The following is a 23,871-nucleotide window of genomic DNA, read 5'->3' on the forward strand; positions in this document are numbered from 1 at the left end:
GGTAATGAGCGCAGCTTTGAAGCCACAGTTACTAATAATACCTACACGATTACCGATGCAGATTTATCAAGCTTAAACGATGGCACATTAACCGCCACAGCCACAGTCAGTGATGTAGCAGGTAATACAGCAACCGATACAGACACCGCCATTCACGATAAAACAGCCGTAACCAGCATTGATGTTGCAACAGGCGATGACGCCGTTATTAATGCAGCAGAGCAAAGTAATGTAGTGGTAAGTGGTGTAATTGAAGAGGCTGATGCTAACCAAACAGCCACTGTGGTATTTACCGACATAAATGGTAAAAAAGTCACGGTTGAAAACGTCTCGATTAATAGCGCAGGTGAGTGGGCAATTAATGCCACGAATATTTCAGAGCTTGCTGATGGTGAAATTACAGCAAGTGTTAGCGCACTAGACGTTGAGGGTAATTTAGCCACAAACGAAACCACCTTTACTAAAGACACCACCATTAATATTGATATTGATACGGGTGAAAACGGCATTAACAGTAGAGCCTTTAAAGCAGGTGAAGTAACTACGCTAAACGGTACAACCGATGCTGAGCCTGGATCTACAGTCACGCTCACTATTTTTGATGGCACTACTAGTGAAGTAGTGACTGCAGCAGTCGCAAATGGTGGGATTTGGACCGTTAACGGTATAGATGTATCTGAGCTTGATGATACAAAGCAGTGGACTATTACGGCAACTGTTACTGATTCTGCAGGAAACACAGCGCAAGATGTCGCACCAACACTCGATGCGCTTGATAGCCAAACATTAAACGAAAGTAGTACTGCAAATGACGGCACAAGCTCAGCCACTAGTTCAATAGAAATAGATGACGCTGATCTTACATTAAGTGCAAACCAATCTGGTCTTGAAAGCTTAACGGTAGACGGCAACCCTGTTTCGGTTACCTTAGCAAACGATGCTTTATCTTTAGAGGTAAAAGACTCGCAAGGTAACTTAGTGCTAAGTGTGTCGCTTGCAGGTGGAGAACTTACTACTACGCTACATGCACCTATTGATCACGAAAGTGAAAGCTTACTTACTGATATTTTTGTTGATGCACTACAAACAGATGCCGATGGCACAACCGAACTAGTCGTTGTACCAACAGTCGTTACTATTACCGACTCTGCCCCACAAAGTAGTGACGACAGTTTTACAGTTACAGAAGCCGACACCGATGCGGGTAGAGTATCAACAGGTAGCTTAGTCACAAACGACAGTGTAATTGAGGGCGCACCAACCGTTACAAGTGTAACATTTAATGGCACTGATTATGATGTAACAACAAGTACATCAGCTACGATTGTAACCGATGAAGGTACATTAACGGTTAACAGCGATGGCACATGGAGCTTTAACGCGCTTGATAATCGAGACTCAACGCCTTCACCACAGTTTACGATTGAATACACAATAGAAGATCGCGACGGTGTTGGTAGTTCAACAAGTACAGCCACATTTACTGTGCAAGATGGCAGTGCGGGTAGCTTTACAAATCAAACAGAAACTTATACAGAAAGCGATTATGGCAGTACTGCAAGCAGTGGTAAAAACTTTACTGTAGAGGCAGGTTCTGACGCACTAGTTGCTAATTCAATCACCTTTGATGACACTATCACAAACTTAAATGCGTTAAACTTAACAAGTGCTGGTGTAGCTATTACCTTTGTATTAAGTGCAGACGGTAAAACAATTACAGGCTCTGCTAATGGCAGCGAAGTAATTAGCTTTAGCGTTAGTGCAACGCAAGATGCTAATGGTAAAGATTTAGATGCTAGGGTTCAAACAACATTAAGCTTACCGCTTGATAATCCTGATGGAGAAAATATAGATTTTGCGCTTTCTCTTAATGGTGAGGATAGTGATGGTACGGTAATTAGCGGTGCGGGTTACGTAACCATAACCGTTCAAGATGGCGGTGGGCCTCAGGTTGAAGATACCTCAGAAACACCTATTAGTATTGACGAAAGTGGTTTAGACCCCGCTAATAATATCACCGTATCTCAGCAAGGTACCGTGAGCACAACAGTTGGCAGTGACACAATAACATCGCTAGCATTCTCTAGTGATTCACAACCAAATTTAACTGCCGGTGGTGTCGCGCTTGTATACACTTTAAGTGATGATGGAAGAACGATAACGGCAAATACTGGCGAAGGTACAGAAACAATTTTTGTAGCGACGTTACCCGACATTAATGGCACGAGTAATCAAAACTTGACATACGAGTTTACGCTTTACCGTCCATTTGACAACACAATAGAAGGTACCGGCGTACCATTGCAAGTCGAAGTGATCGATAATGATGGGGACAGTAATACGACCACATTAAACATTACCGTTAATGATGGCGGGGCAGAGCATACTCAAAATGATATTACTTTAAATGTTTCTGAAACACCTAACAGAGTGGCTGACAATAACGAAGATGGAGATGGCCAAGCAAATACTGATACTGATACCTCATTTACAGTAACAGCAGGTCTTGATGATGTAGTGGACATGCAAGTTAGTATTACTGATGGGGCAGCGGTGCTTGATAGTAATGGTAATCAGCTAACGCAAACTACGCTCGATGAGAACGGTAATGCTGTCACCACAAATATTGTTTGGCAAGTTAATAGCGACGGTACCGCACAAGGTATTTTAGAAGGCACTTCAACCGAGGTCTTTAAAATCACTTTACCAGATGTGAATGTTGATGCACAAACCTCTGCCACCTATGCTATTTCATTCGAAATTTCAGGTGCAATAGATCACACAGGTGATACCACAGATGCACCGCAAATAGTGATTCCAGTGTACACAGAAGATACCGATGGTTCACAAGTTACAAGTAATGTTACGGTGACATTAAACGACGGTACCGACCCTGTAATAGCTAACTCAGCTACAAGTGTTGATGAAGCTAACCTTAGAGGTAATGACTCAATAACGGCAACAGGGCAAATTAGTGTTACCCAAGGCTCTGACGAGATTATTGAGATTAAGCTTGTAGATGACTTTATAACAACCTTTAACAACGAAGGTTACGTTACTGCAGACGGAAATAATGCAATTACATTAAACGATAAAAACGCTGATGGCTGGTATATCGCTACAGCAAATGGCGAAGATGTTTTACGTGTTAAATTTAATCCTGATGGCTCTTACACTTACGAGCAATTTACAGCAATAGAACATCCTGATGCTAACGGAGCCAATACGAAGGATATTAGTTTTGATGTAACAGCTGTTGATGCTGATGGCGATACAAATAACGCGTCAGTAACTATTTCAATAACAGATGATACACCAACAATTGATGCAAACCCTGTTGAAGTCAATTTAGTCGAGGGGCAAAGCACGACTATTGATTTATTAGATACAAACAGCAATGACTTTGTAGGTAATGATAATAACCCAGGCGCTGATGGTGCCAAACTGTCTTCATTTAATTACGGTGGTACTGAATATACTGCGTTTGATTCAGGCAGTGATACCAACGGTAGCTATAAAGAAGTGGCTCTGCAAGATGAAAATGGTAACGATACTCAAGGTACATTGAGAGTATACGAAAGTGGTAAAGTGGTATTTGATACATCTGCATTTGATCAAACAGCAAGTGTTGATTTTAATGAACAAATTACTTACAACGTCATAGATAATGATGGTGATGAAGTGACAGGTTCGATTATCGAACTGACCACTAGTGATGCTGAAGGTTCGATGAGCGTAACAGCACAAAATATCCGTGAAGATGCAACTGATGATAATGGCATTGTAAACTCAGCGCGTAGCCAAATCACAATAAGTATTGACCGGGGAGACATAGATCAAAACGAAACAGTGAGTGAAATTAGAATAGAAGTTGCCTCTTTACAAGGCGGTGAACTTTACCTCAATGACGCTTTAGCAACTGATAACGCTAATGTTTCGATTGTTGATGGCTACTATGTATTCACTGGCGATACGATTACAATTAACGCTGATGATACAGTGACAATAAATGACTTATTTTTTCAACCTGCGCAAAATAGTTCAGATGAAACCCAATCTGTAACTGTAAATATAGAGGCGACAATTGGCATCGGCAGTGCCTCTAGAGAGTTGTCGGCTAGTGATACTATTGCCGTTGAGTCAGTGGCTGACACCCCTGACTGGGATGGCACAAACGATTACAGTTACACAACTGCAGAAGATACCGAAGCTGCTATTAATATTGGCGCTACACTGCAAGATACAGATGGCTCAGAAACACTCACTTATATAATTGATAATATACAAGAGGGCTTAATTGTTACCGCCAATGGCCGTACGCTATCAAACGGTGATGAAATAACCGCAGCAGAGGCACAAAGCTTAACTGTAGTTGGCGAAGAGCATGTAGCGGGCACGTTTACTTTTGATATTACTGCTGTAGCAACAGAAGCTGAAAACAACGATAGTGCATCATCAAGCACGCAAACGGTAACGGTTGAAATAACCCCTGTTGCTGATGAGCCTCGCTTATTTGTGCGAAATCAAACCGTAGACGAAGATGCGCTCACCCCTGCTATAGACTTATTCAGTGGTTTATTAGTTGACCAAGACGGCTCCGAAACACTTAGTTTTGAAGTTGTACTGCCAGCAGGTTTTGAGCTGGTAGACGAAAATGGAAATGTATTAACGCAAGATACAGATGGCAATTGGCTTGTAAGCGATGTAGAGCTGCAAGCAGGGAACATATTCTTAAAACAAAAAGAAGATGCCAGCCGTGCAACCGATGCTACCTTCGATATAACGGTTACAGCTATTGCAACAGAAGCTACAGGAGAAGTAGCACGTACACAGCCAGATACTTTGCAACTTACTGTTATAGGTAAAATAGACCCACCAGAGCTTGATGAAGAAAACAGTAACGATAATTGGGCATTTACGACAGTAGATGATAACAACTTTACGCTGAAAAATACCCAAGGCATAGAAGATACTAACCTACGCTTAGATTTCTTAATTGTGACCTCTGATGTGGATCAGTCAGAAGCAATTAGTTTAGTTATTTCTGATTTACCAGACTCGGTAATGCTAGTAGATGTAAACGGCGACCCAGCAGATTTACCAATTGTTGGTACTGATGCTAACGGCAAGCCAATGTACAGCTTAACGGCTGCAGAGATGGAAAATTACTATTTAGCGCCAGTAGATGACTTTAGTGGTGAAGTTAACTTTAATATTAAAGTAGTCCCGACTGAGGCTGATGGTGATACTGCTGATTACAACATTGCTGTAACTACAAACTTTAACCCAACAATCGACAATAATACGCAAAGCCTAGCTACAACGTCTGAGGGCAGTGAAGATACACGTATTGCGCTTAACTTTAACCCAGATTTAATCGACAGCGACGGGTCAGAAACAATAACAGGTGCTGTAATTACAGGTATACCAGCAAACACTACCCTGTATGTTGATGGCAGCGAAGTGAGCGTAGGTAGTGGGTTTGATTTAGCTGATTTAATCAATGCCGAATACCCAACGCTTGAGGATGTTTTAGCCAGCGATAGAGTGCGTTTGCTGCCTGATGAGGATTTCTCTGGCACGCTAACTGTTGATGTACTTTACACGGTGACCGATACCTCTAATGTAGGCAGTGTGAGCGAGGATATTAGTAGTCAAGTTACAGTCACTGTTAATGGACAGGTTGATACCCAAAGTAGTGCTGAGCGCGATAACAGTGGTGCTGTTACCCGCCTTGAAGCAACGGATGAAACAATTACGAGCTCAAGCAGAACACTAAGCCTATCGGGGGCTGTTAGCTTTACAGAAGAGGATGTTGATGGCTCTGAGGTTATTACTCATATAGAGATAATACTTCCTGATGGCGTAAATATAGAGGTGCTTCATCCAAATGGTGCGTACCCAGATGGCTCTGGCCGCTGGATTATACCTATAGATGCAGGCACAAGTGACACAGTAACAGACGTAATTAATGACCTACTTGCTGATGTAACCTTAGAAGCACAAAACTCTACAGGTGATATAGAGGTTACTGTTAAAGCCCGTGTAGCTGATGGCAGCCATGCAGTATTACTAAGTGACAATTTTACCGTTAACTTTACTGTTGAAGGAGACGGCAGTACGTCAAAGGCTTCTGAAGTAGGGCAATTACAAATTTCTGTTGTTGATGCAGTAGAAGATGAAGCCGTAGATTTTACAGGTCATATTAATACCAGTTTAACTGACGATGAAAACGATACCGTTACTGTTTACATAAACGCTGATAGCCTACCTGAAGGCCTTATTATTGAAGGTGATGGGGTTATCGCAATTCCAGGCGATGACGGTGAAGTTGCTGAATATATTATTCCTGAAGAATCACTTGGCAATTTAAGCTTTACTAGTGCAGGTGAAGACTATTCAGGGCAGTTAATTATTCCGGTAACCATCATTGCGGTAGATGATGATAGTGGCGATGAATATATTGATGACACACAATCGTTAGAAATAGATGTAACCCCAGTCGCGGATGGTGGTGAGTTTAGCGCTGCTATTAACAAAATTAAGGAAGATAACCGCACTACAGCCCTTGGCTTAACATTAGCTTTAACCGATTTAAACCAAGTAGATGATGAATCAAACCCTGAGCAAAATGGGGGAGTTGAAGAAGTTGATTTTTCTCAGCCAATTACGATTACCTTACCAGATGGCGTTGGGTTGTATGACCCTAATAATATGTTTACCGACAACGGTGATAACACATATACATATAACGGTACAGAGGCAGAGTTTGCTGATGCGCTAGCAAGTATAGGGGTTGAACCAATTGAAGACCAATCTGGTACTGACATAGATATTCAAATAACGGCAACCATTGTTGATACCGCACTATTAAGTACAGGTACTGCCACTGATACAACACAAGTTACTAATACAATTAGTATTGCAGTAGAGGCGGTAACTGACGAAGCAGTATTAACAGTAGCTGATGCACAAGGTAGCGAAGATGCCGATATAGCATTAACAGGCCTAAGTGCGCTACTTAAAGATGATGACGGCTCTGAAACTATTTCAATTACTATCTCGGGCGTACCAAAAGATGCCATACTAAAAGATGCTGATGGTAATTTACTTGTTAATAATGGTAAAGATGGTGGCACCTTTAATGGTGAAGACACGACAAGCTGGACTGTCACTGCAGAGCAACTAGCTGGTTTGATTATTGTGCCGCCACTTGATTTTAGTGGTGAATTTGAATTAACTCTAAATGCGCTAACTCAGGATGAATCACCAGGTGATATAGATCAGACCTCAGCCTCGTTTATGGTTGTTGTAAACCCAGAAGCCGACGCACTGGATTTTTCTAAAAAGCCATTTGAAAGCTACGATGGACAAGAAGATGACACCTTGACTATTGACTTAGAGGCCTTTAGTGAAGAAGCGGATGGCACGGAGTCAATTCTGTTAACAGTTAATATAGCCGCTGATTCAGATGATTCAGTCTTGCAGTTTGTAGATGGTAAAGCGTTTATTACAGTAGGAAGTGAAACTGTGTTCTTTACTAGCGATGGTAATGGCGGCTTTAGTGCAACAATTACCAGTGACAGTAACTCTATTGAAAATTTTGACTTTAATGCCGGTGGCCTTGCGTTTGGCACATTAAACATGAGTGTTGATGTTGCAACTGTTGATAGCGCACAAATTAATGGTGAAACCGTAACAAGTGTGGGAGAGACACAATCATCAGAATTTATTATTGAATTAGAACCGCAAGCTGATGCGCCGTTATGGACAGCTGCTGAGGATGTAAATAGTAATTCAACTAATAATATTGCGCTAAACCTGGATGTTGATTTACAAAACCCTGCAGCAGATGAAACGGGCTATATTGAAATTACCGGCTTACCTGATGGATACAACTTTAACGTTGGAGAAAAAGTCGGTGATACGTGGACTGTTGATATTGCTGATATTGAAGCCTTAGCAATTGTTGATGCCGACGCTGGTGATAGTTTCACGCTAACGCTTAATGCGTTTTCTACACTTAATGGTGAAACGCAACAAGCACCTACCGAAGAGGTGAATGTGACTATTTCAGCTTCAGCAAGTAACACTTCAAGCTCGGGTGGAGCTCAAGCTCAATCATTTAATGAAGGTTATGGTGGTAATGATACAGCTCATCAGCAAAGTATAAATGATAGCTTAGAAGGCGATCAAAACGTATGAAGCTAAAGCTACAACGTGAACAAATGCAGCTACTTGGCAAGCACATTGCTGATGCCCTGCATTTACGACATCAAAGTGATAACTTGTTACTGGGTTTACCTAGTAACGAGTTTTCGGCCCATCATCTAGAGCAAGCACTTAGCAACATAAACGTCAGTGCTCAGCAACAAAAAGACCCTAAACACTATGCTTACCCAGCTCTAGCGCTTGATAAACAAGGCGACTTTTATTTTTTTGCAAGTAAAGGTGAAAGTACATTTAGTACAAACGACGAACACGCCAAACAGTTAAGCGAAATCGATACATCACTAATTTGGTATTTATCGCACGATAATGTCACCGATGATCGCTCTGAAAAGCTCCATACCCGTATACCTAGCTGGTTAAGACCTGCTTGGGAGCAGGTAAAACCCTTTTATAATTCATTGCTATTGGCGTCACTAACGGTAAATTTACTCGCTTTAGTGGTTCCGCTATTTACTATGAATGTATACGACCGTGTAGTGCCCAATGCTGCGCTCGATACCTTATGGGTGTTGGCTACAGGTGCAACAATAGCTATTGTGTTCGATTGGTTGTTAAAGCAATCTCGCGGGCATTTGACTGATGCTGCAGGCAGACAAATAGATTTACGTATAAGCAGTATGTTATACGCTAAAGTGCTTGGCATGCGTTTAGAGCAGCGGCCAGCCTCTGCAGGGGCTTATGCAAAACAAGTTCAAGATTTTGATAGTGTTAGGGAATTTATTACCTCTGCAACACTGGTCTCTGTTATTGACCTGCCCTTTACCTTACTATTTTTAGCATTAATATTTTGGCTTGGTGGGTTGATTGTACTCATCCCTGTTGCTGTGCTCAGTATTGTGATTATTACCAGTGTTGTATTACAAGCTAGACTAAACGAAAGCGTAGAGCAGGCATCTAAGTTATCGACTCAGCGCCAAGCGTACTTAATTGAGAACTTAAATCAGCTTGTTGAATTAAAGCAAATGAATGGCCAAGCAAGTGCACAGCAAAAGCTTGAGCAAACACTCGCTCAAATGGTTGATTGGCAAAATAAATCTCGCCACAGTGCAACAACACTTACACATACGGTTGCTAGCCTCAGTCAGTTTACAAGTATTGGGCTAATCGTATTTGGCGTGTACTTAATAAGTAATGGCGATATTAGCATGGGCGCATTAATAGCTATTGTTATGCTAAGTGGTCGAGCATCAGGGTCTATATCTTCGCTGGCAGGGCTTGTTTTAAAGTACAAGCAAACGCAAACAGCTATCGAATCAGTTAAAAATATAATGGCATTAGAGCAAGAGCAGCAAAGCGGCGAAAGCACAATTGATGCTGCCCTAAATGGCAATATTACAGCGCGTTATTTAAGCTTTCAGTACCATGAGCAAGAGCTTGAAGCTATTCATAATATTAACTTTGATATAAATAAGGGTGAAAAAATAGGACTTTATGGCCGCGCAGGGTCGGGTAAATCAACATTACTGGCTATTATTGCGGGCCAATATAGAGCAACCTCAGGGCAGCTTTTAATAGATGATATAGATATAAAACATTGGTCTTTAAGTGCATTGCGCAGGCAAAGTGGTTGGGTCGCACAAAGCCCTAGTTTGTTTTATGGTTCCGTACTTGAAAATATCACATTAGGTGCACAAAACATCAACCCTACCGACCTCACTAATGCGCTTGTGCAATCAGGTGTGAGCCGATTTATAGACCGTTTAGAATCGGGGCTTGAAACGCAAGTCGGTGAATTTGGACGCTTTCTATCAGGCGGTCAGCGGCAAGCAGTATGTATTGCTCGCGCGCTACTGCAAAGTAATAACGCGTTGCTTTTATTAGACGAACCCTCTTCAGCAATGGATGAAGGGCACGAAAAGCTATTAATAAAAACCTTAAAAGAGCGCACCGAAACAGTGGTTATTTCTAGCCATCGTAAAGAAATGCTCTCTATTTGCGATAGAATTTTTGTGATAGAGCAGGGTCGTTTAAAAAGCATAGAAACACCTACGTCTTTATTTGCTGAAAAATCTAATGGCGGTGTAAGGTTGGTGAGCAAAAAGGTTACCCGTGTTAGCCAGTCTAAAGTTAAAGGAGCTTCGAGTAATGGCTGATTTATATATGGGTCAATTACATGCTGCTAAACAAGCTAAAAGACTTGTTTTAATAGTATTTTCTTTACTGCTAGTTGCTTTAATTTGGGCTACGTTTGCTGAGTTAGAAGAGGTGATTTTAGGCCAAGGTACGGTTATACCTGTTCAGCGTGTTCAAACAATAGAAAACCTTGATGGTGGCATATTAAAGGAGGTACTTGTACAAGAAGGGCAATTAGTTGAAGCTGGAGACCCCCTGCTGTTAATAGACGAAACCCGTTTTGCAGCCGCATTTGCTGAGTCAAGCCAAGAGCGTGAGTCGCTGCTAGCTAGACGAAATCGGTTAATGACGGAGCTCAAAAGCGTTGAAATTGATGAGCAAATTAGTTTAGGTGCAAAAATAAAAATTTTAGAATTTTCTAAAAATGGTGTTTCTGACGCAGTATATAGGCAAGCCTATAACACTTATTTGTCGCGATTAAAGCAACTGAAATCACAATTACAACAACGGACTCAAAACTTGTTGCAGCAAGAGCAGGCAAGTAACGAGCAGCTCGCTAACATTAACGCACTTAGACAAAGCTTAAAATTAACTAGCAAAGAGGTTGCGTTAACTCAAAGTGCAGTCAATGCTGGTGCAGTGGCTGAAATGGAACTCGTTAAATTACAGCGTGATGAAATAGCCATGAAGGGGGAACTTAATCAAGCAAATGCTTTGCTACAGCAGCTAAAAGCAGCTAAAAACCAAGTAAGAGAAGAACGCAAAGCGGTTGTTTTTGATTATTTAGCCGATACACAAAATCAGCTGGATGAGGTAAGTAATGAGCTGGCAAAAATTTTACAAAGCAGCAAAGCATTAGAAGATAGATTAATAAAGGCACAGGTGAAAGCGCCGGTGCGAGGGACTGTAAAAAATATAGTATCTCGCTCTATCGGCAGTGTTATTGAGCCTGGCGAAGTAATGATGGAAATAGTACCACAAAACGATCAACTCTTAATCGACACTAAAGTACAGCCTAAAGATATTGGCTTTATAAGAGTGGGTATGCCCGCCAAGGTTAAGTTTACAGCATACGATTTTGTTATTTATGGCGGATTAGAAGGAGAGGTTACTTATATCAGTGCGGATGCTCAATACTTAGAAGATGGCACTGCTTACTACCAAGCTTATATAAAAACCACTGCAAGTGAAATTGCCCAACAACCCATAATACCAGGTATGCAAACTCAGGTAGATATAATTACTGGAAAGAAAACAGTTTTAGATTACTGGTTAAAACCTTTGCTAAGAGCAAAGGCAAATGCCATGCGTGAACCATAATAGGAATATTAAATGCGAATTTTAGGATTACTCTCTGCTTTAGCTTTAACACCCGGCTATGTAAGTGCTCTTACGTTAGAGCAAGCGGTAGCAGAAACATTAAATACAAACCCTCGCTTAATGCAAAAATATGCCAGCTTTGAAGCTAAGTATCGCGATAAGCGCAGTGCATTTAGTGAGTATTTACCGCAAATACGTTTATATGCGGCTTATGGCTATGAACACGTTAATTATAAATCGGGTAGCGAATTTGACACAGAGTTAGATCGTCGTGAATTAGGCTTAAAAATAACGCAAATGCTGTTTGATGGCTTTAGCACCTCTTCTGAGGTGGCTCGATTAGATAATGAAGCGCGTGCCGATCAGCTTGGTTTAATTTCAGAGGCAGAGAACATCAGCCTTGAAGTAGTACAAGTGTATCTAGATCTCTTAAAAGCTGTAGAGCTAATTGAACTATCTGAAAAAAATATCGAAATACATAAAAAGATTTTAAGTGATATAGAACAGCGCCATCAACGAGGTTTGTCAAGTGATGCTGATGTAGCTCAAGTGCAGTCGCGTTTAGCAACATCTCAGTCTGGTTATTTAGCGGCTAAAAATAACCTATTAGATTTACAAGCAAATTATTATGATCTAGTGGGTGAATACCCTGATAATCTTGTTATTCCTAAAGCAGATGCACATTTTTTGCCTGACTCATTAGAGGAAGCGATTAGAATTGCGAAAAATTCACACCCTGAAATTGCTGCTGCTATTTACGATATTCAAGCAGCAGATAAGCAAATACAACGAGAAAAAAGCGGTTACTGGCCAAAGGTGAGTTTAGAGCTTGATGTTGCAGATAACCGAAATATATCAGGATCACCAGGGCGAGACGATAACGGCCGTGTAATGCTAACAATGAGTTACGACTTATACAGTGGAGGTAAAACAAATGCGGACACTGACGCTGCTAAATGGCGCTATCAAGAGGCTGTAGCGGTAAAAGATTCAACTCATAGGCAAGTTAAAGAGGCAACAAGCTTTGCGTGGAATGCTTATGTTTTTTTAGATGAACAAAAGAATTTTTATCAAGAAAATGTTGGCTATGCAGAAGTTGCACAACAAGGCTACGAAAGACAGTTTGGGTTAGGGCGTCGCTCATTATTAGATGTACTTGATTCGCAAATTGAATTATTTACTGCAAGAAGAAACTATATTGAATCAGCCTATGATCAACGTATTGCTAGTTACAGATTGATCAATGCAACGGGCCGTTTGGTGAGCGCCTTAAAAGTAGATAAGCCAGACGCTTGGCAGCTTGGAGATAGATAATAATGAAAAACGTAACTTTATTAAGTGCCGCTTTACTTTTAACCGCCTGTGCGACAGAGCCAGGTCCATACGAACATAAACTACAATCTAATGATCTACTTGATCAGGATCAAGACGGCGTTATTAACGAGCGCGACAAATGTGTAGATACACCGCTTAAAGCGGTAACAGATAATGATGGTTGTCCGCTAGAAAAAAACATAAGCACAACACGTGGTGTGGTAATTAACTTTGAATTTGATAAATATGTACTCACAGCTGAGGAACAGGAAAAAGTTGTAGAGCTTGCTCAATCAATTAAAGATTCACCATTATTGAACGTTATTTTAATTGGTGACACGAGCAAAAAAGGCTCTATTGATTACAACCAAAAGTTAGCATTAAAGCGTATCGAAACAGTAAAGACAGCTCTGCTTGCGCTTAATGTAGAAGAAGAGAAAATTTCGCAACAAACCTTTATTGAAACCAAAAAAATACCGACTGAGCTGCAAGGACGAGAAACCCGTGTTATTGCATTAGTTGAAGGTGAACAGTCGAGTGTTATGCAAATGCAATTTGATGTATACAACTCAACTATCTAAATTGCTTACTTCAATTTAAAAAAGCCCGTTTTAAAACGGGCTTTTTTATGCTTAAGCGTACCTTAATCCTTTTATTATACACTTTATACATATTGGTGACTTATTAAGGGATTTACATGGCTATTCAAAAAAAACTAAAAGAAAAAACTCGGCACTTTATTGATTCGAAGCACATGCTAACGGGTATAACTGTGGCGTCATTTTTAGAGTCTACAATTGTCCCCATTCCACTTGAGGCCGTGCTTGTACCGCTTATGCAAGCACGCCGTGAAAAGCTTTGGTTAATCGCATTAATGGCCACATTAGGGTGTATAATAGGGGCTTTATTTGGTTATGCGCTGGGTTATTACCTGTTTGATGCGATAGGTGACTGGGTTATTGACATGTTTTCAAGCCAAGAGCAATTTGAAAATGTTAAGCAGCAAATGCAAAACCAAGGGTTTTGGTTTGTAATGACGTTAGGAATAGTGCCCATTCCGTTTCAAATTGCGATGCTCGCTGCAGGCGCTACAAAGTATTCAATAGGTTTGTTTTTATTAGCATCAGGTATTGCGCGCTCTATTCGCTACTTTGGTTTAGCTATTGTTGTGTATTACGCAGGTAATAAAGCAGAGCAAATAATCAGTAAGCATAAAACCAAGGCGATGATTGCTATTACTATTTTAGTATTGGCATTGTGGGGAATAAGCACCCTAATATAGCTTTAAACTCCTCAGTTAACCATACAATGCGAACACTGCTGCTCAATATCAAAGCAGTATTTGTGTGGTTATCCTTTGTATTTTGTTTGCACTGCTTGGCTTTAATCTCAGGTCATTTTTATGTTAAAGCACTAAAGCAACAAGCACTTTGTAAGGTATCGCTCTATAGCGTTTTTTTCGTGTGCTATAGTTTGTTAATAACGCACTAAAAAGCGCCGCCCTATGATTGAAACTGTAAAGCTTACCGTTCGGCTGTCTAACTTTTTTAAAATGAGTTGGGTAAATAAAACGGTAAGTATAGCGTTACTGCTCTACATAATTATTTTTTCAATTTATGCTTTAAATAGTTTCCCGCCTTTAAAGGTACAAAATAACGTATATGGTTTTACGACCGATTTTTGCAATCTTATTGTACTTGTATTCCTATTTTGGATAGTGCAATGCTCTGAGCTTTCAAAACAAGCGTATGTGTACTCTACGTTGGGTTTATCTTTATGGAGTATGGGCACAACGGCCGATGTAATAGATGAATTAGTTGTGCAGCCTTATTGGATGAGTGTTTACTTTGAAGATTTATGTAGAACCATAGGCATGCTTTTTACCGCCTATGGCTTGTTTAAAACTATGCGTTTTGTACAAAGTATCCATAACCGTTTAGCGCGTGAGTTAATTATTGATGACTTAACACAAGTACATAATAGGCGTTATTTTTATCGACACGTTAAAAGTGTTTCTGTTACACCCTATGTTATTTTAATTATCGATATTGATCATTTTAAGGCAATTAATGATGAGTATGGTCATGATGAAGGTGACTTAGTTCTTCAGCAACTTGCTAGTAAATATAATCATGCCTTTGTTAATAATGCTCGGTTTGCTCGCCTTGGTGGTGAGGAGTTTGGTGGTTACTTACCTACGAATGATTTAAATGAGGCCGCTGAGTTTTGCCTGCAACTTATAGATATTGCACACAGTGTTCAAGTTAAGCAGGCTAAACACCTTACAGTAAGTATTGGCATGGCGCTGCAAACCCCCAACGAGTCCCTCGATAAAGTAATGAAGCGTGCAGACATGGCGTTGTATCTTGCTAAAAATAATGGTCGAGACAGATTAGAAATTGCGCCACTTCCTACATCGCCTGTTTGAAACACATCCTTATTATTTGCACATTTTAAACAGTTTTTTACGTTTTCGTAAAGAATCGTCAGTGAGGGTAATACTTTGTAAACTATGAAATTAAAATGCAGCAAAAGCGTCATACTAGTGATTTTAATAATAAGGAAACTTTAATGACCAACTCTCTGTTGAAAGCTGCTTTACCTCTAAGTTTAATGTCTATTTTAGTTGGTTGTGGCGGCAGCGACGGCTCAAGTGATACAGGCTACGTGCAATTATATAATGGCTCTTATAACAGCCCATATACGCGTTTATTTGTAGATGAAACTGAACGATCAGGTACCGACTTTGCTGATGTAACCACGCGTCATAACTACAGCACCGGTACTTACGATTTAAGCTTTGAGTACTTAGATGCAAACGACAGCTACATTACAATTAGCGAACAAGAAGTATCAATAAAAAGTGATAAAACCGAGCTTATTGTAATGAGTGGCAACTTTGATGAACCTACGTTTACTGAGCTTAGTGTACCTATTTCAAGCGATACGGATGAGTTTAACTTAGGTTTTTATAATATCACCAGCGAAGAGACCAGTTACGATGTTTACTTAGCAACCGATGACGGTGTATTTGAAAGCGCAGAGCTATTCACATCAACACAGTACTTAAGTGAGCTAGATTTACAAACCCTTGATGAGGGCTACTACACAATTTATATTACTGAGGCAGGTAGTACAGATGTGGTATACGAATCTGAGTCGGTTTATTTTTACGATGAAGAAAGCTACGTAGCCATGATCCGCCCAAGCTACGCAACAGAAGAAAACGGCATTACGCTCGATATTGTGACTGACAATAACTATGTTACAGCGCTAAAGCACCAATCCGCGCTTGGTCAATTGCGCTTTATAAATACCGTTGACGATTACTCGCCAGTTAGCTTTAGCACGACCCGAGGCACAACTGTTAACGAGACAAATACAGTAGCAAGCGACACCTACACCGATTACGTAGAGCTTTCGCCAAATAGTTACAGCGTTGCCATGTACGACGAAGAGGGCACTAAGCTTGCCGATAACTTTTTAATGACCCTTGAGCGCGAACAAAGCGCCGTTGGTGTGTTTTACAACAATGTAGATAATGGTTTACGTATGATGAGTGTTGAGGAAAACCTAACACCAAGTAGCTACAGCCATACAATTTCGGTCATTAACCTAATTGAAAGCTACGCCGGGCAAACCGTAAGTGAAGTTGACGTGTACTTTACCTTAAATGGCGAAACGGTTGATGACGCCACCAATGTGATTGATGGCTTAGATAGATACGACCAAGAAGAAATTGACGTAGATGACGAAGCTTATACTGTGTATGCCGTATATGAAGATAACGGCCAACAAATAGTGTTAATTCAACAAAGCGACATAGATTTTACGCAGGAAGGTAACTACATCTTAATTTTAGAGCACGATGAGACAACAAGCTCAGGCTTTAAAATGAGTGTAACACGCACAATTACAGACAGTGTAGAATAAGTAACATGTAACACGTTCTAGAAAGTAAAAGCCCTAAGCATTATTGTTTAGGGCTTTTTTTGCACAAAAATTTACATGAACGTAAAAGTTTTAGGTACACTCATTACAAAATAAATAAAAAGAGCGTGCCATGGATGAGTTTTTAGGAATAGTCGGTTTATTTGCATTTGCAATAATAGCCGGTGCAATTTGCGGTATTATAGCCATTGCACAACTAAGTAACTTAAAGCAAGAAATTGCTCAATTAAAAGCAAAAGTACTCAGCTTAGAATTAGCTAACAACGCACAAAGCCATTATGAAGGGGCGGATGAAAGTACCGATTGCTCCACAGCTCACCATGCCGGCACGGCTCAAGCAAATAGCAATGAGGCGACTTTTAATCAAGTTAGTCCTAATCAACCTAATCAGTCAAATCAGCCTCATGGGCAGGTAAAAACGGCTGCTTCATCAATAAAATCTTTCGCGAGTGTTTCTGGCGACAAACATAAGCAAAGCGGAAAAAATCTTAAGCCTACACTGGTTACTTCTTTTATTGAAAAACTGCGTGGCGACTTTGAACAAAACTGGATGACCTGGATAGGTGCAGTCGCATTGGCGCTAGGCGGCATATTTTTAGCAAAGTACAGTTTAGAGGCTGGCTTGCTCTCTGTTGCAATGCGCTTAACCCTAGGCGGATTATTTGGTGGCGGCTTAATTGCAATAGCGGCTTACCTGCATTACAAAAACGTGGTGTTTGAAGGGTTTAATAACTATATACCCGCAGCGCTTGCTAGTGGCGGTTTTATTACATGCTTTGCACTGACCTTATTAGCGTATAGCAGCTATAGCATGATCAGCCCCTTAACAGCCTTTGTTGTACTTGGGGTTATTGCTATTAGCGCCAGTGCTATGGCATTAATGTTTGGTCCTTTATTGGCTGTGTTGGGTATTATTGGTGCTTATTGTGTCCCCGTGCTGGTCAACACTGGCAGCAATAATTTATTTGCGCTGTATATGTATATTGGTTTTATTAGCTTATCAGCGGCGTTGGTGGCACATAAAGTACAACGAGCATGGTTGTGGTATCTGCTGTGGGCGGGGCATTTAGGCTGGTATATTGTTGGCTTTACCATAGCTAACAGCAGTACCATTTGGCTTATGGGCACGTATGGGATATTCAGTGTTATTGGTTTAATTGCTGTACCGCGCTTAGGGTTAAAACTAACGGTGGTTGAAACGCGCCCGCATAGTTTAAAGCGTTTGATAAACGCACTCCCTAGTCACCCTTTAATGCTTGCCTGTATTGCCCCTTTGCTAATAGCTATGCTTTTTGATACTGCTAATTACCTACAATGGCAAATAATAAATGCATTAAACATATTAATTTTACTGTTTTTAGTGCTTAAAAACAGCCGTTGGGATTTATGGCAGGGGGCAGCGTTAATGACTGCTGCACTAATACTACTAAGTACGCCGTCCTATCACATTGATTTTTCAGACTCTCTATTTATATTTAAATACCCCTATGGTGGCGCTCTATTCTTAGGTTTAGCGCTTAGTGCTTATGGGCTTTATTTTGGAATAAAGTGGGCACCTAAACGCTTGGCTTTTCATATTACGGCCTCGTTTAGCATATTTTTAATGATTGCCTGTTTATACGCTATTACTCCCAATCATGCCTTGCAAGTCGCTTATCCATTATGGGCAGTAATATTACTTATAAGTAGCGCTATTTTAATTAAGTGCGCCATGCGCGGGATAACTCTTTTTCAGCGCTTTACATATTGGGTGGGGGCAAATGCCAACATCACGCTTGCTATCACTATGCTATTAAATGACAGCGGGCTGACCATTGCGTTAGCTATACAAGTTTTACTTATTAGTGTGTTAATAAAGCGCTATCGAGTACCAATGCCGCATTGGCCAATTAAAGCGTTAGTGGCTGCTTTATTACTACGCTTAACGCTTGCACCATGGACGCCAAGTTACGATACCCTCACTCTATTTAATCTTCATTGGAGTATTATTGTTTACCCGCTGTGTACTGCATTATTTTTTGCAGCCGCTAAGTGCTTTAATACATCGCAATTAAAAATATGGTTAGAAGGTGCGGCACTACATTGCCTGGCGTTATTTATTACCACCGAAACCAGTTATCAGCTTGTAGGGCATTATCCGAAGTTTGGCTCATTGAGTTTTTACGAACAAGCCTTACTTACGTGTAATTGGCTCGCGCTGGGTTGTGTATATTTACACCGCGCTCGTATTGCCGGCAGCTTAGCTAAGTTATACCAAGTTGCGGGTTGTGTATTAACCTGTGGCGCTGGGATTTTTACACTTAAAACACTCCTTGATGACAATCCGTTACTCACCTCTATTTATATTGGTGAACTACCCGTGTTTAACTGGCTGTTTTTACTATGGTTAGTACCTGCGCTCTTAGCGTTTTGGCTATATAAACTTATTAAACCTATTAACGCTAAGGCCGCACCATTTATACTTACAGCCGCTGGTATACTTGGCCTAATCGCTATTAATAGTTTTATTCGCCAATATTGGCAGGGGGCTTATATTTACCTGTCAAAAGGGGCGAATAATGCAGAGCTATACAGCTACTCGGTTGTTTGGTTAATTCTAGGTGCAGGTACGGTTATATTAGGGCATCTTAAAAAGCAGTTACTCATTCAAAAAGTTGGCTTAGGGTTACTCGCGGCTGTTATTGTTAAAGTGTTTTTAATTGATATGGCCAATTTAACAGGGCTGTTAAAAGCACTCTCCTTTATTGGTTTAGGGCTTTCGTTAGTGGGGTTGAGCTGGTTATTTCAAAAGCTCAGAAGCCGCGCAAATCAAGCTCAATCCTAGAGGTTAGTTATAAGCTAAAGGCCAGCAACGTGCTGGCCTTTAGCTTGATAATATTAAGTGCTGTGATTAAGCAGGGCTTTGAGCTTACCTGGTTTAATAGGCTTACTTAAATAATGAATATTAGCGGCTTTGGTTTCTTGTTTTAGCTCGGTGTCGCGTACGGCGGTAATTAAGATAGCCGGTACTTCATTACGCCAAATTTTACGAAGTGTTTTTATAAGCGTAATACCATCATAATCATTGCCTAATTGATAATCCATTAAGATAACATCGGGTGCAGAGTGCTGTTTGGCGTGCTTAAGTACGTTATCTACATCGTCAAATAAGGTGTAATTGGCTTGCCATTTTTTTAGCAAGCTTGCCATCGCGGCAAGATTTTCTGGGTCGTCATCTACGGCTATAATATTAATGGCTTCGCGATTTTCGACTAGGCTACTGGCCTGTATTTTTTGCTGTACAAACTGTGCTTCACCATAAGGCACTTCAATACTAAAGCGGCTCCCTTTACCAGGCTCTGAGTGCACATCAAGCTCTAAGCTAAGTAAATCAGCCATGCGCTTTACAACACCCAATCCTAAACCAACGCCTTTGTTATCGCCGGCCTCAATTCGGTAAAAGTCGTTAAATATTTTAGCTTGCTCAATTTCGCTAATACCTGGGCCTGTATCCCACACTTCTATGCGTAAATTGTGCTTACGGTTTCTGCACGCAATTAATACACGGCCTGTTTCGGTGTATTTAACTGCATTAGATACCAAGTTTTGAATAATTCGACGCAAATAGGTAATGTCGCTATGCACAATTTGTGCGTTTGAACGCACCGTGAGTTTTAAGCCTTTATCGCTTGATAAAATAGCGTACTCACTTTGCAGTGGCATCAGTATATCGTTTATACAAAAGTGTCGTGGGGTAGGGGTCATAGCGCCTTGCTCTAGCTTAGCTATTTCTAATAAGGCCGACATTAAATGTACGGTTGAATCTAAACTATGACCAAGCTTATTAAAGTTATTTTGATTAGTGGTATCTAGCTGCTTTTCATCAATAGCAGCAAGGTATAAACGCGCCGCGTTAAGGGGTTGTAAAATATCATGGCTCGCCAGAGCTAAAAAGCGTGTTTTACTGTCGTTTGCTTGCTCGGCCTCACGTTTGGCTAAAGTAAGTGCTTGCTCTGTTTTCACTCGGCTATCTATTTGTGCTTGTAAGTCTTTATTAATGGTTTGCACTTCTTGGGTGCGCGCTTCAATGCGGTTTTCAAGATCCATGTTAATTTCTTCAAGCGCGTTTTGAGTGCTTATATGGTTGGTAATATCAGAAAAGCTCGTTACAAAGCCACCATCAGGTAAGGGGTTACCTATCATCTCATAGACTTGGCCATTGCGACGGTGGCGAATAAAATGATGTGAGCTGCCATTTTTTAAATGCTGAACGCGTTTCTCTACTTGGCGTTCTATTTCGCCAGGGCCACACTCTCCACGAACTGCATTGTATCGTATTATGTCTTCTATCGGTTGCCCAACTTCTAAAAACCCCTCTGGGTAGTCAAACATTTGGCTGTAGCGTTTATTCCATGCCACCAGCTTTAAGTCTTTATCGACCACCGAAATACCATGGCTTAAGTTTTCGAGCGAGGTATATAAAAGATTTTGGTTAAACTGCAACGCTTGTGTGGTTTCGTCAAAAAAGTTAACCACCTCTTCAAAGGCCATACGCTTACCCGATGAAACCGTGCGTATTAGCGCCTGCGCCGACGACGCCCCTAGCACGCCAGTTAATGCACGTTCACAATAAGCGATAAACTCGGGCTCGGGGTGTGCGTTATTGTCACTTAGCTGATGCGAAAGCGAAAAGTGCGCCAGTACTTGTTGACTGCGCTGAATGCCTAAAAAGGTTTGCAGCAGTATTTTAAAATCGTAAACCGTGGCTTTTACATTTTTGTTTAAGCGGCGCGATAAAATAGCCTGATCTTTAGGGTTAACAAACGCTGCGGCTTGAATTTTATCTATTAAACGCTCTTCTGCTCCTAAGGAAAAGCTAATATAGCAGCCAATATTGGCAAATAGGGCAATCAGAGTGCCGCGTGTAATAAGTGTTTGCTGAAGTTCACTATTGAGTGCGCTACCCGCATCTAAAATTGGCATCATTAAAAATAACACCCAGCAAATAAAGCCTGCTAATAGCCCTGCATAAACACCATAAGCATGGCCTTTACGCCAATAGAGCCCGCCAACAATAGCGGGGAGCAGCTGCGTTACTAACGAAAACGCCACTAACCCCATACTGGCCAGCGCGCTCCCATGACCAAACCATTGCTGATAGAAATAAGCCAATATTAATATTCCGGCAATGGTAAAGCGTCTAACGAGTAAAATTTGTGATTTATAGCTACTAGTAATTAAATTTCGTTTAAATTTACGGCGTAGCATAAGTGGTAACACTACATCGTTAGAGATCATGGTGCTCAGTGTTAGTGTAGCCACCACTATCATGGCGGTGGCCGCAGAAAGCCCGCCAATAAATACAAAGGTACTTAAAAAAGCTTGGTCATGTATAAGCGGTAACGCTAATACAAAGCTGTCGGGTGAAAAACTGCTGCCAATGCTTGGGTGAATGGCGGCAGTTGCGATGGGAATAATCATCGCAGCGGTGAGTAATAAATACAGCGGAAACGCCCAGCGAGCAGTAAATAAATGGCGTTTGTCTTGATTATCTACCACGGTGACATGAAATTGTCGTGGTAAACATATTATGGCCGCGGCAGCCATAAGTGACTGGCCAATAAAGTTAAAACTAAAAAAGTTAAAGTTGCCCCAATGATGCCAAATCGACTCGGTGACTTTATCACCTGTAAGGGTAGGTAAATTAAATAAGGTGTATAACGCTAAGCCTGCTACGGCAACAAGTGCAATAAGCTTGATCATAGACTCAAAGGCAACGGCTAGCATAAGTCCTGAGCGATATTCAGTAACATCGACCTTACGAGTACCAAAAAATATTGCGAATAGCGCCATGATTAATGTGGCGGTGAGGGTAAGCATTTCACCAGAGATTTGATTACTGTTTTGTAAAAGCAAAAAGCTGGTACTAAGCGCTTTTAATTGCAGCGCTATATAAGGAATGGTCGCAAGCAAAGCAATAACGGTGACCAATATGGCGCTGGTTTGGCGTTTTCCGTAACGGGCAGAAATAAAATCGGCAATGGTAGTAATGTTTTGTTTTTTGCTGACCAATACCAGTTTGCGTAAAAAGCCTTGGCCAAAAATAAATAACAACGAGGGCCCGAGCAAAATGGGTAAGTAGCTCCAGCTACTGGTAGCGGCCGTACCAACCGACCCATAGTATGTCCATGAAGTACAATAAATACCTAACGATAACGAATACACAAAAGGGTGATGGCTAATCCGTTTAGCCAGTGGTGTAGTTTTATCGCCCCAATTAGCAAGCCAAAACAGCACACCAATGTAGCCCAGCGCTACAAATATCAGTACAGCAGTCATGTTGTTATTTAACCTTATTATTTACACCCACACACAATACCAGAGATAACTTTGCGTGTACGCGCCCAATTTTATGTAAAATTTTAACATTATATTTATCTATATGATTTTAAATTATTATTCTTATTTTTGTCGGTTTATTAGACTAATGTCGCATTTTTACACAGTTCGCCTTTAATCTTGCTAGTAATTCGTCTTCATCAAATTTAAGTAATTGAAAATTATAAATTAGTTAGCTTATAAATACGTTTGCATCTGCAGTTTACGTAAACGTTAATATCGTGTTACGACTATGGTCTCACTTCACTCTTTACAGTGCGTTGCTAAATTAATAATCGACTATAAAAAAACCACTCATTGCAATTATGCAATGCTTAAAGGGGAAAATAAAAATGGCTTTTAAAGATGAAGAACAAGCAAAAGCTTATTGGGCAGAAAACATTTCATTGCTATTTAAATTATTAGCAGTGTGGTTTGTGGTCTCATTTGGTTTTGGCATATTACTGGTAGATGTACTGAACGAAGTACGTTTTTTTGGGTTTAAACTTGGCTTCTGGTTTTCACAACAGGGCGCTATTTACACCTTTGTAGCTTTGATTTTTGTTTACGTTTTCAAAATGAACACGTTAGATAAAAAATACGGCGTAGACGAATAGGAGCTAG

General features: G+C 40.7%; 11 protein-coding genes. 10 read left to right on the top strand and 1 reads right to left on the bottom strand.

The window, feature by feature from the left end; translation table 11 throughout:
- From AABI99_RS04145 to AABI99_RS04185, 9 genes are all read left to right on the top strand, one after another.
- Positions 1-8,205 (top strand): hypothetical protein (locus tag AABI99_RS04145; protein ID WP_338363620.1); only part of this gene is annotated, 8,205 nt, incomplete at its 5' end.
- On the top strand, positions 8,202-10,325 hold the full coding sequence (locus tag AABI99_RS04150; RefSeq protein ID WP_338363622.1) for an ATP-binding cassette domain-containing protein: 2,124 nt from the start codon (positions 8,202-8,204) through the stop codon (positions 10,323-10,325). The genes AABI99_RS04145 and AABI99_RS04150, both read left to right, overlap by 4 nt.
- The gene (locus AABI99_RS04155; RefSeq protein WP_338363624.1) at positions 10,318-11,625 is read left to right on the top strand and encodes an HlyD family type I secretion periplasmic adaptor subunit; all 1,308 of its coding nucleotides are present in this window, start codon (positions 10,318-10,320) and stop codon (positions 11,623-11,625) included. The genes AABI99_RS04150 and AABI99_RS04155 overlap by 8 nt, the downstream gene beginning before the upstream one ends.
- 12 nt (positions 11,626-11,637) lie before the next feature.
- Complete coding sequence (locus AABI99_RS04160) at positions 11,638-12,939, top strand: TolC family outer membrane protein (protein ID WP_338363626.1); 1,302 nt, start codon at positions 11,638-11,640, stop codon at positions 12,937-12,939.
- Positions 12,940-12,941: 2 nt separating this feature from the next.
- Positions 12,942-13,520: an OmpA family protein gene (locus AABI99_RS04165; RefSeq protein WP_338363628.1), complete on the top strand. Its 579-nt coding sequence runs from the start codon at positions 12,942-12,944 to the stop codon at positions 13,518-13,520.
- 116 nt (positions 13,521-13,636) lie between these two features.
- Positions 13,637-14,221 carry a VTT domain-containing protein gene (locus AABI99_RS04170; RefSeq protein ID WP_338363631.1) on the top strand — a complete coding sequence of 195 codons (585 nt, stop codon included), beginning with the start codon at positions 13,637-13,639 and terminating at the stop codon, positions 14,219-14,221.
- Between the two features lie 222 nt (positions 14,222-14,443).
- Positions 14,444-15,367 (top strand): GGDEF domain-containing protein, encoded by a 924-nt coding sequence (locus tag AABI99_RS04175; protein WP_338363632.1) that lies wholly within the window; start codon positions 14,444-14,446, stop codon positions 15,365-15,367.
- Between the two features lie 143 nt (positions 15,368-15,510).
- Complete coding sequence (locus AABI99_RS04180) at positions 15,511-16,872, top strand: hypothetical protein (RefSeq protein WP_338363634.1); 1,362 nt, start codon at positions 15,511-15,513, stop codon at positions 16,870-16,872.
- A 130-nt stretch (positions 16,873-17,002) separates the two neighbouring features.
- Positions 17,003-19,714, top strand: a complete 2,712-nt coding sequence (locus tag AABI99_RS04185; protein ID WP_338363637.1) for a DUF2339 domain-containing protein — start codon at positions 17,003-17,005, stop codon at positions 19,712-19,714.
- A 53-nt stretch (positions 19,715-19,767) separates the two neighbouring features.
- Here the strand turns inward: AABI99_RS04185 and AABI99_RS04190 are convergent, their stop codons facing one another.
- Entirely contained in the window at positions 19,768-23,208 is a 3,441-nt protein-coding gene (locus tag AABI99_RS04190) for a PAS-domain containing protein (protein WP_338363639.1), read from the bottom strand.
- Positions 23,209-23,600: 392 nt separating this feature from the next.
- Here AABI99_RS04190 and AABI99_RS04195 point away from each other — a divergent pair, with 392 nt between their 5' ends.
- Positions 23,601-23,864 (top strand): DUF4212 domain-containing protein, encoded by a 264-nt coding sequence (locus AABI99_RS04195; protein WP_004586074.1) that lies wholly within the window; start codon positions 23,601-23,603, stop codon positions 23,862-23,864.
- The last annotated feature ends 7 nt before the right edge of the window (positions 23,865-23,871 follow it).

Source organism: uncultured Pseudoalteromonas sp. (assembly GCF_963922945.1).
GTDB lineage: Bacteria > Pseudomonadota > Gammaproteobacteria > Enterobacterales > Alteromonadaceae > Pseudoalteromonas.

Coding starts and splice junctions, on each gene's coding strand:
- AABI99_RS04175 (WP_338363632.1), top strand. CDS start 14,444: ATGATTGAAACTGTAAAGCTTACCGTTCGGCTGTCTAACTTTTTTAAA.
- AABI99_RS04195 (WP_004586074.1), top strand. CDS start 23,601: ATGGCTTTTAAAGATGAAGAACAAGCAAAAGCTTATTGGGCAGAAAAC.
- AABI99_RS04155 (WP_338363624.1), top strand. CDS start 10,318: ATGGCTGATTTATATATGGGTCAATTACATGCTGCTAAACAAGCTAAA.
- AABI99_RS04165 (WP_338363628.1), top strand. CDS start 12,942: ATGAAAAACGTAACTTTATTAAGTGCCGCTTTACTTTTAACCGCCTGT.
- AABI99_RS04180 (WP_338363634.1), top strand. CDS start 15,511: ATGACCAACTCTCTGTTGAAAGCTGCTTTACCTCTAAGTTTAATGTCT.
- AABI99_RS04185 (WP_338363637.1), top strand. CDS start 17,003: ATGGATGAGTTTTTAGGAATAGTCGGTTTATTTGCATTTGCAATAATA.
- AABI99_RS04190 (WP_338363639.1), bottom strand. CDS start 23,208: ATGACTGCTGTACTGATATTTGTAGCGCTGGGCTACATTGGTGTGCTG.
- AABI99_RS04160 (WP_338363626.1), top strand. CDS start 11,638: ATGCGAATTTTAGGATTACTCTCTGCTTTAGCTTTAACACCCGGCTAT.
- AABI99_RS04170 (WP_338363631.1), top strand. CDS start 13,637: ATGGCTATTCAAAAAAAACTAAAAGAAAAAACTCGGCACTTTATTGAT.
- AABI99_RS04150 (WP_338363622.1), top strand. CDS start 8,202: ATGAAGCTAAAGCTACAACGTGAACAAATGCAGCTACTTGGCAAGCAC.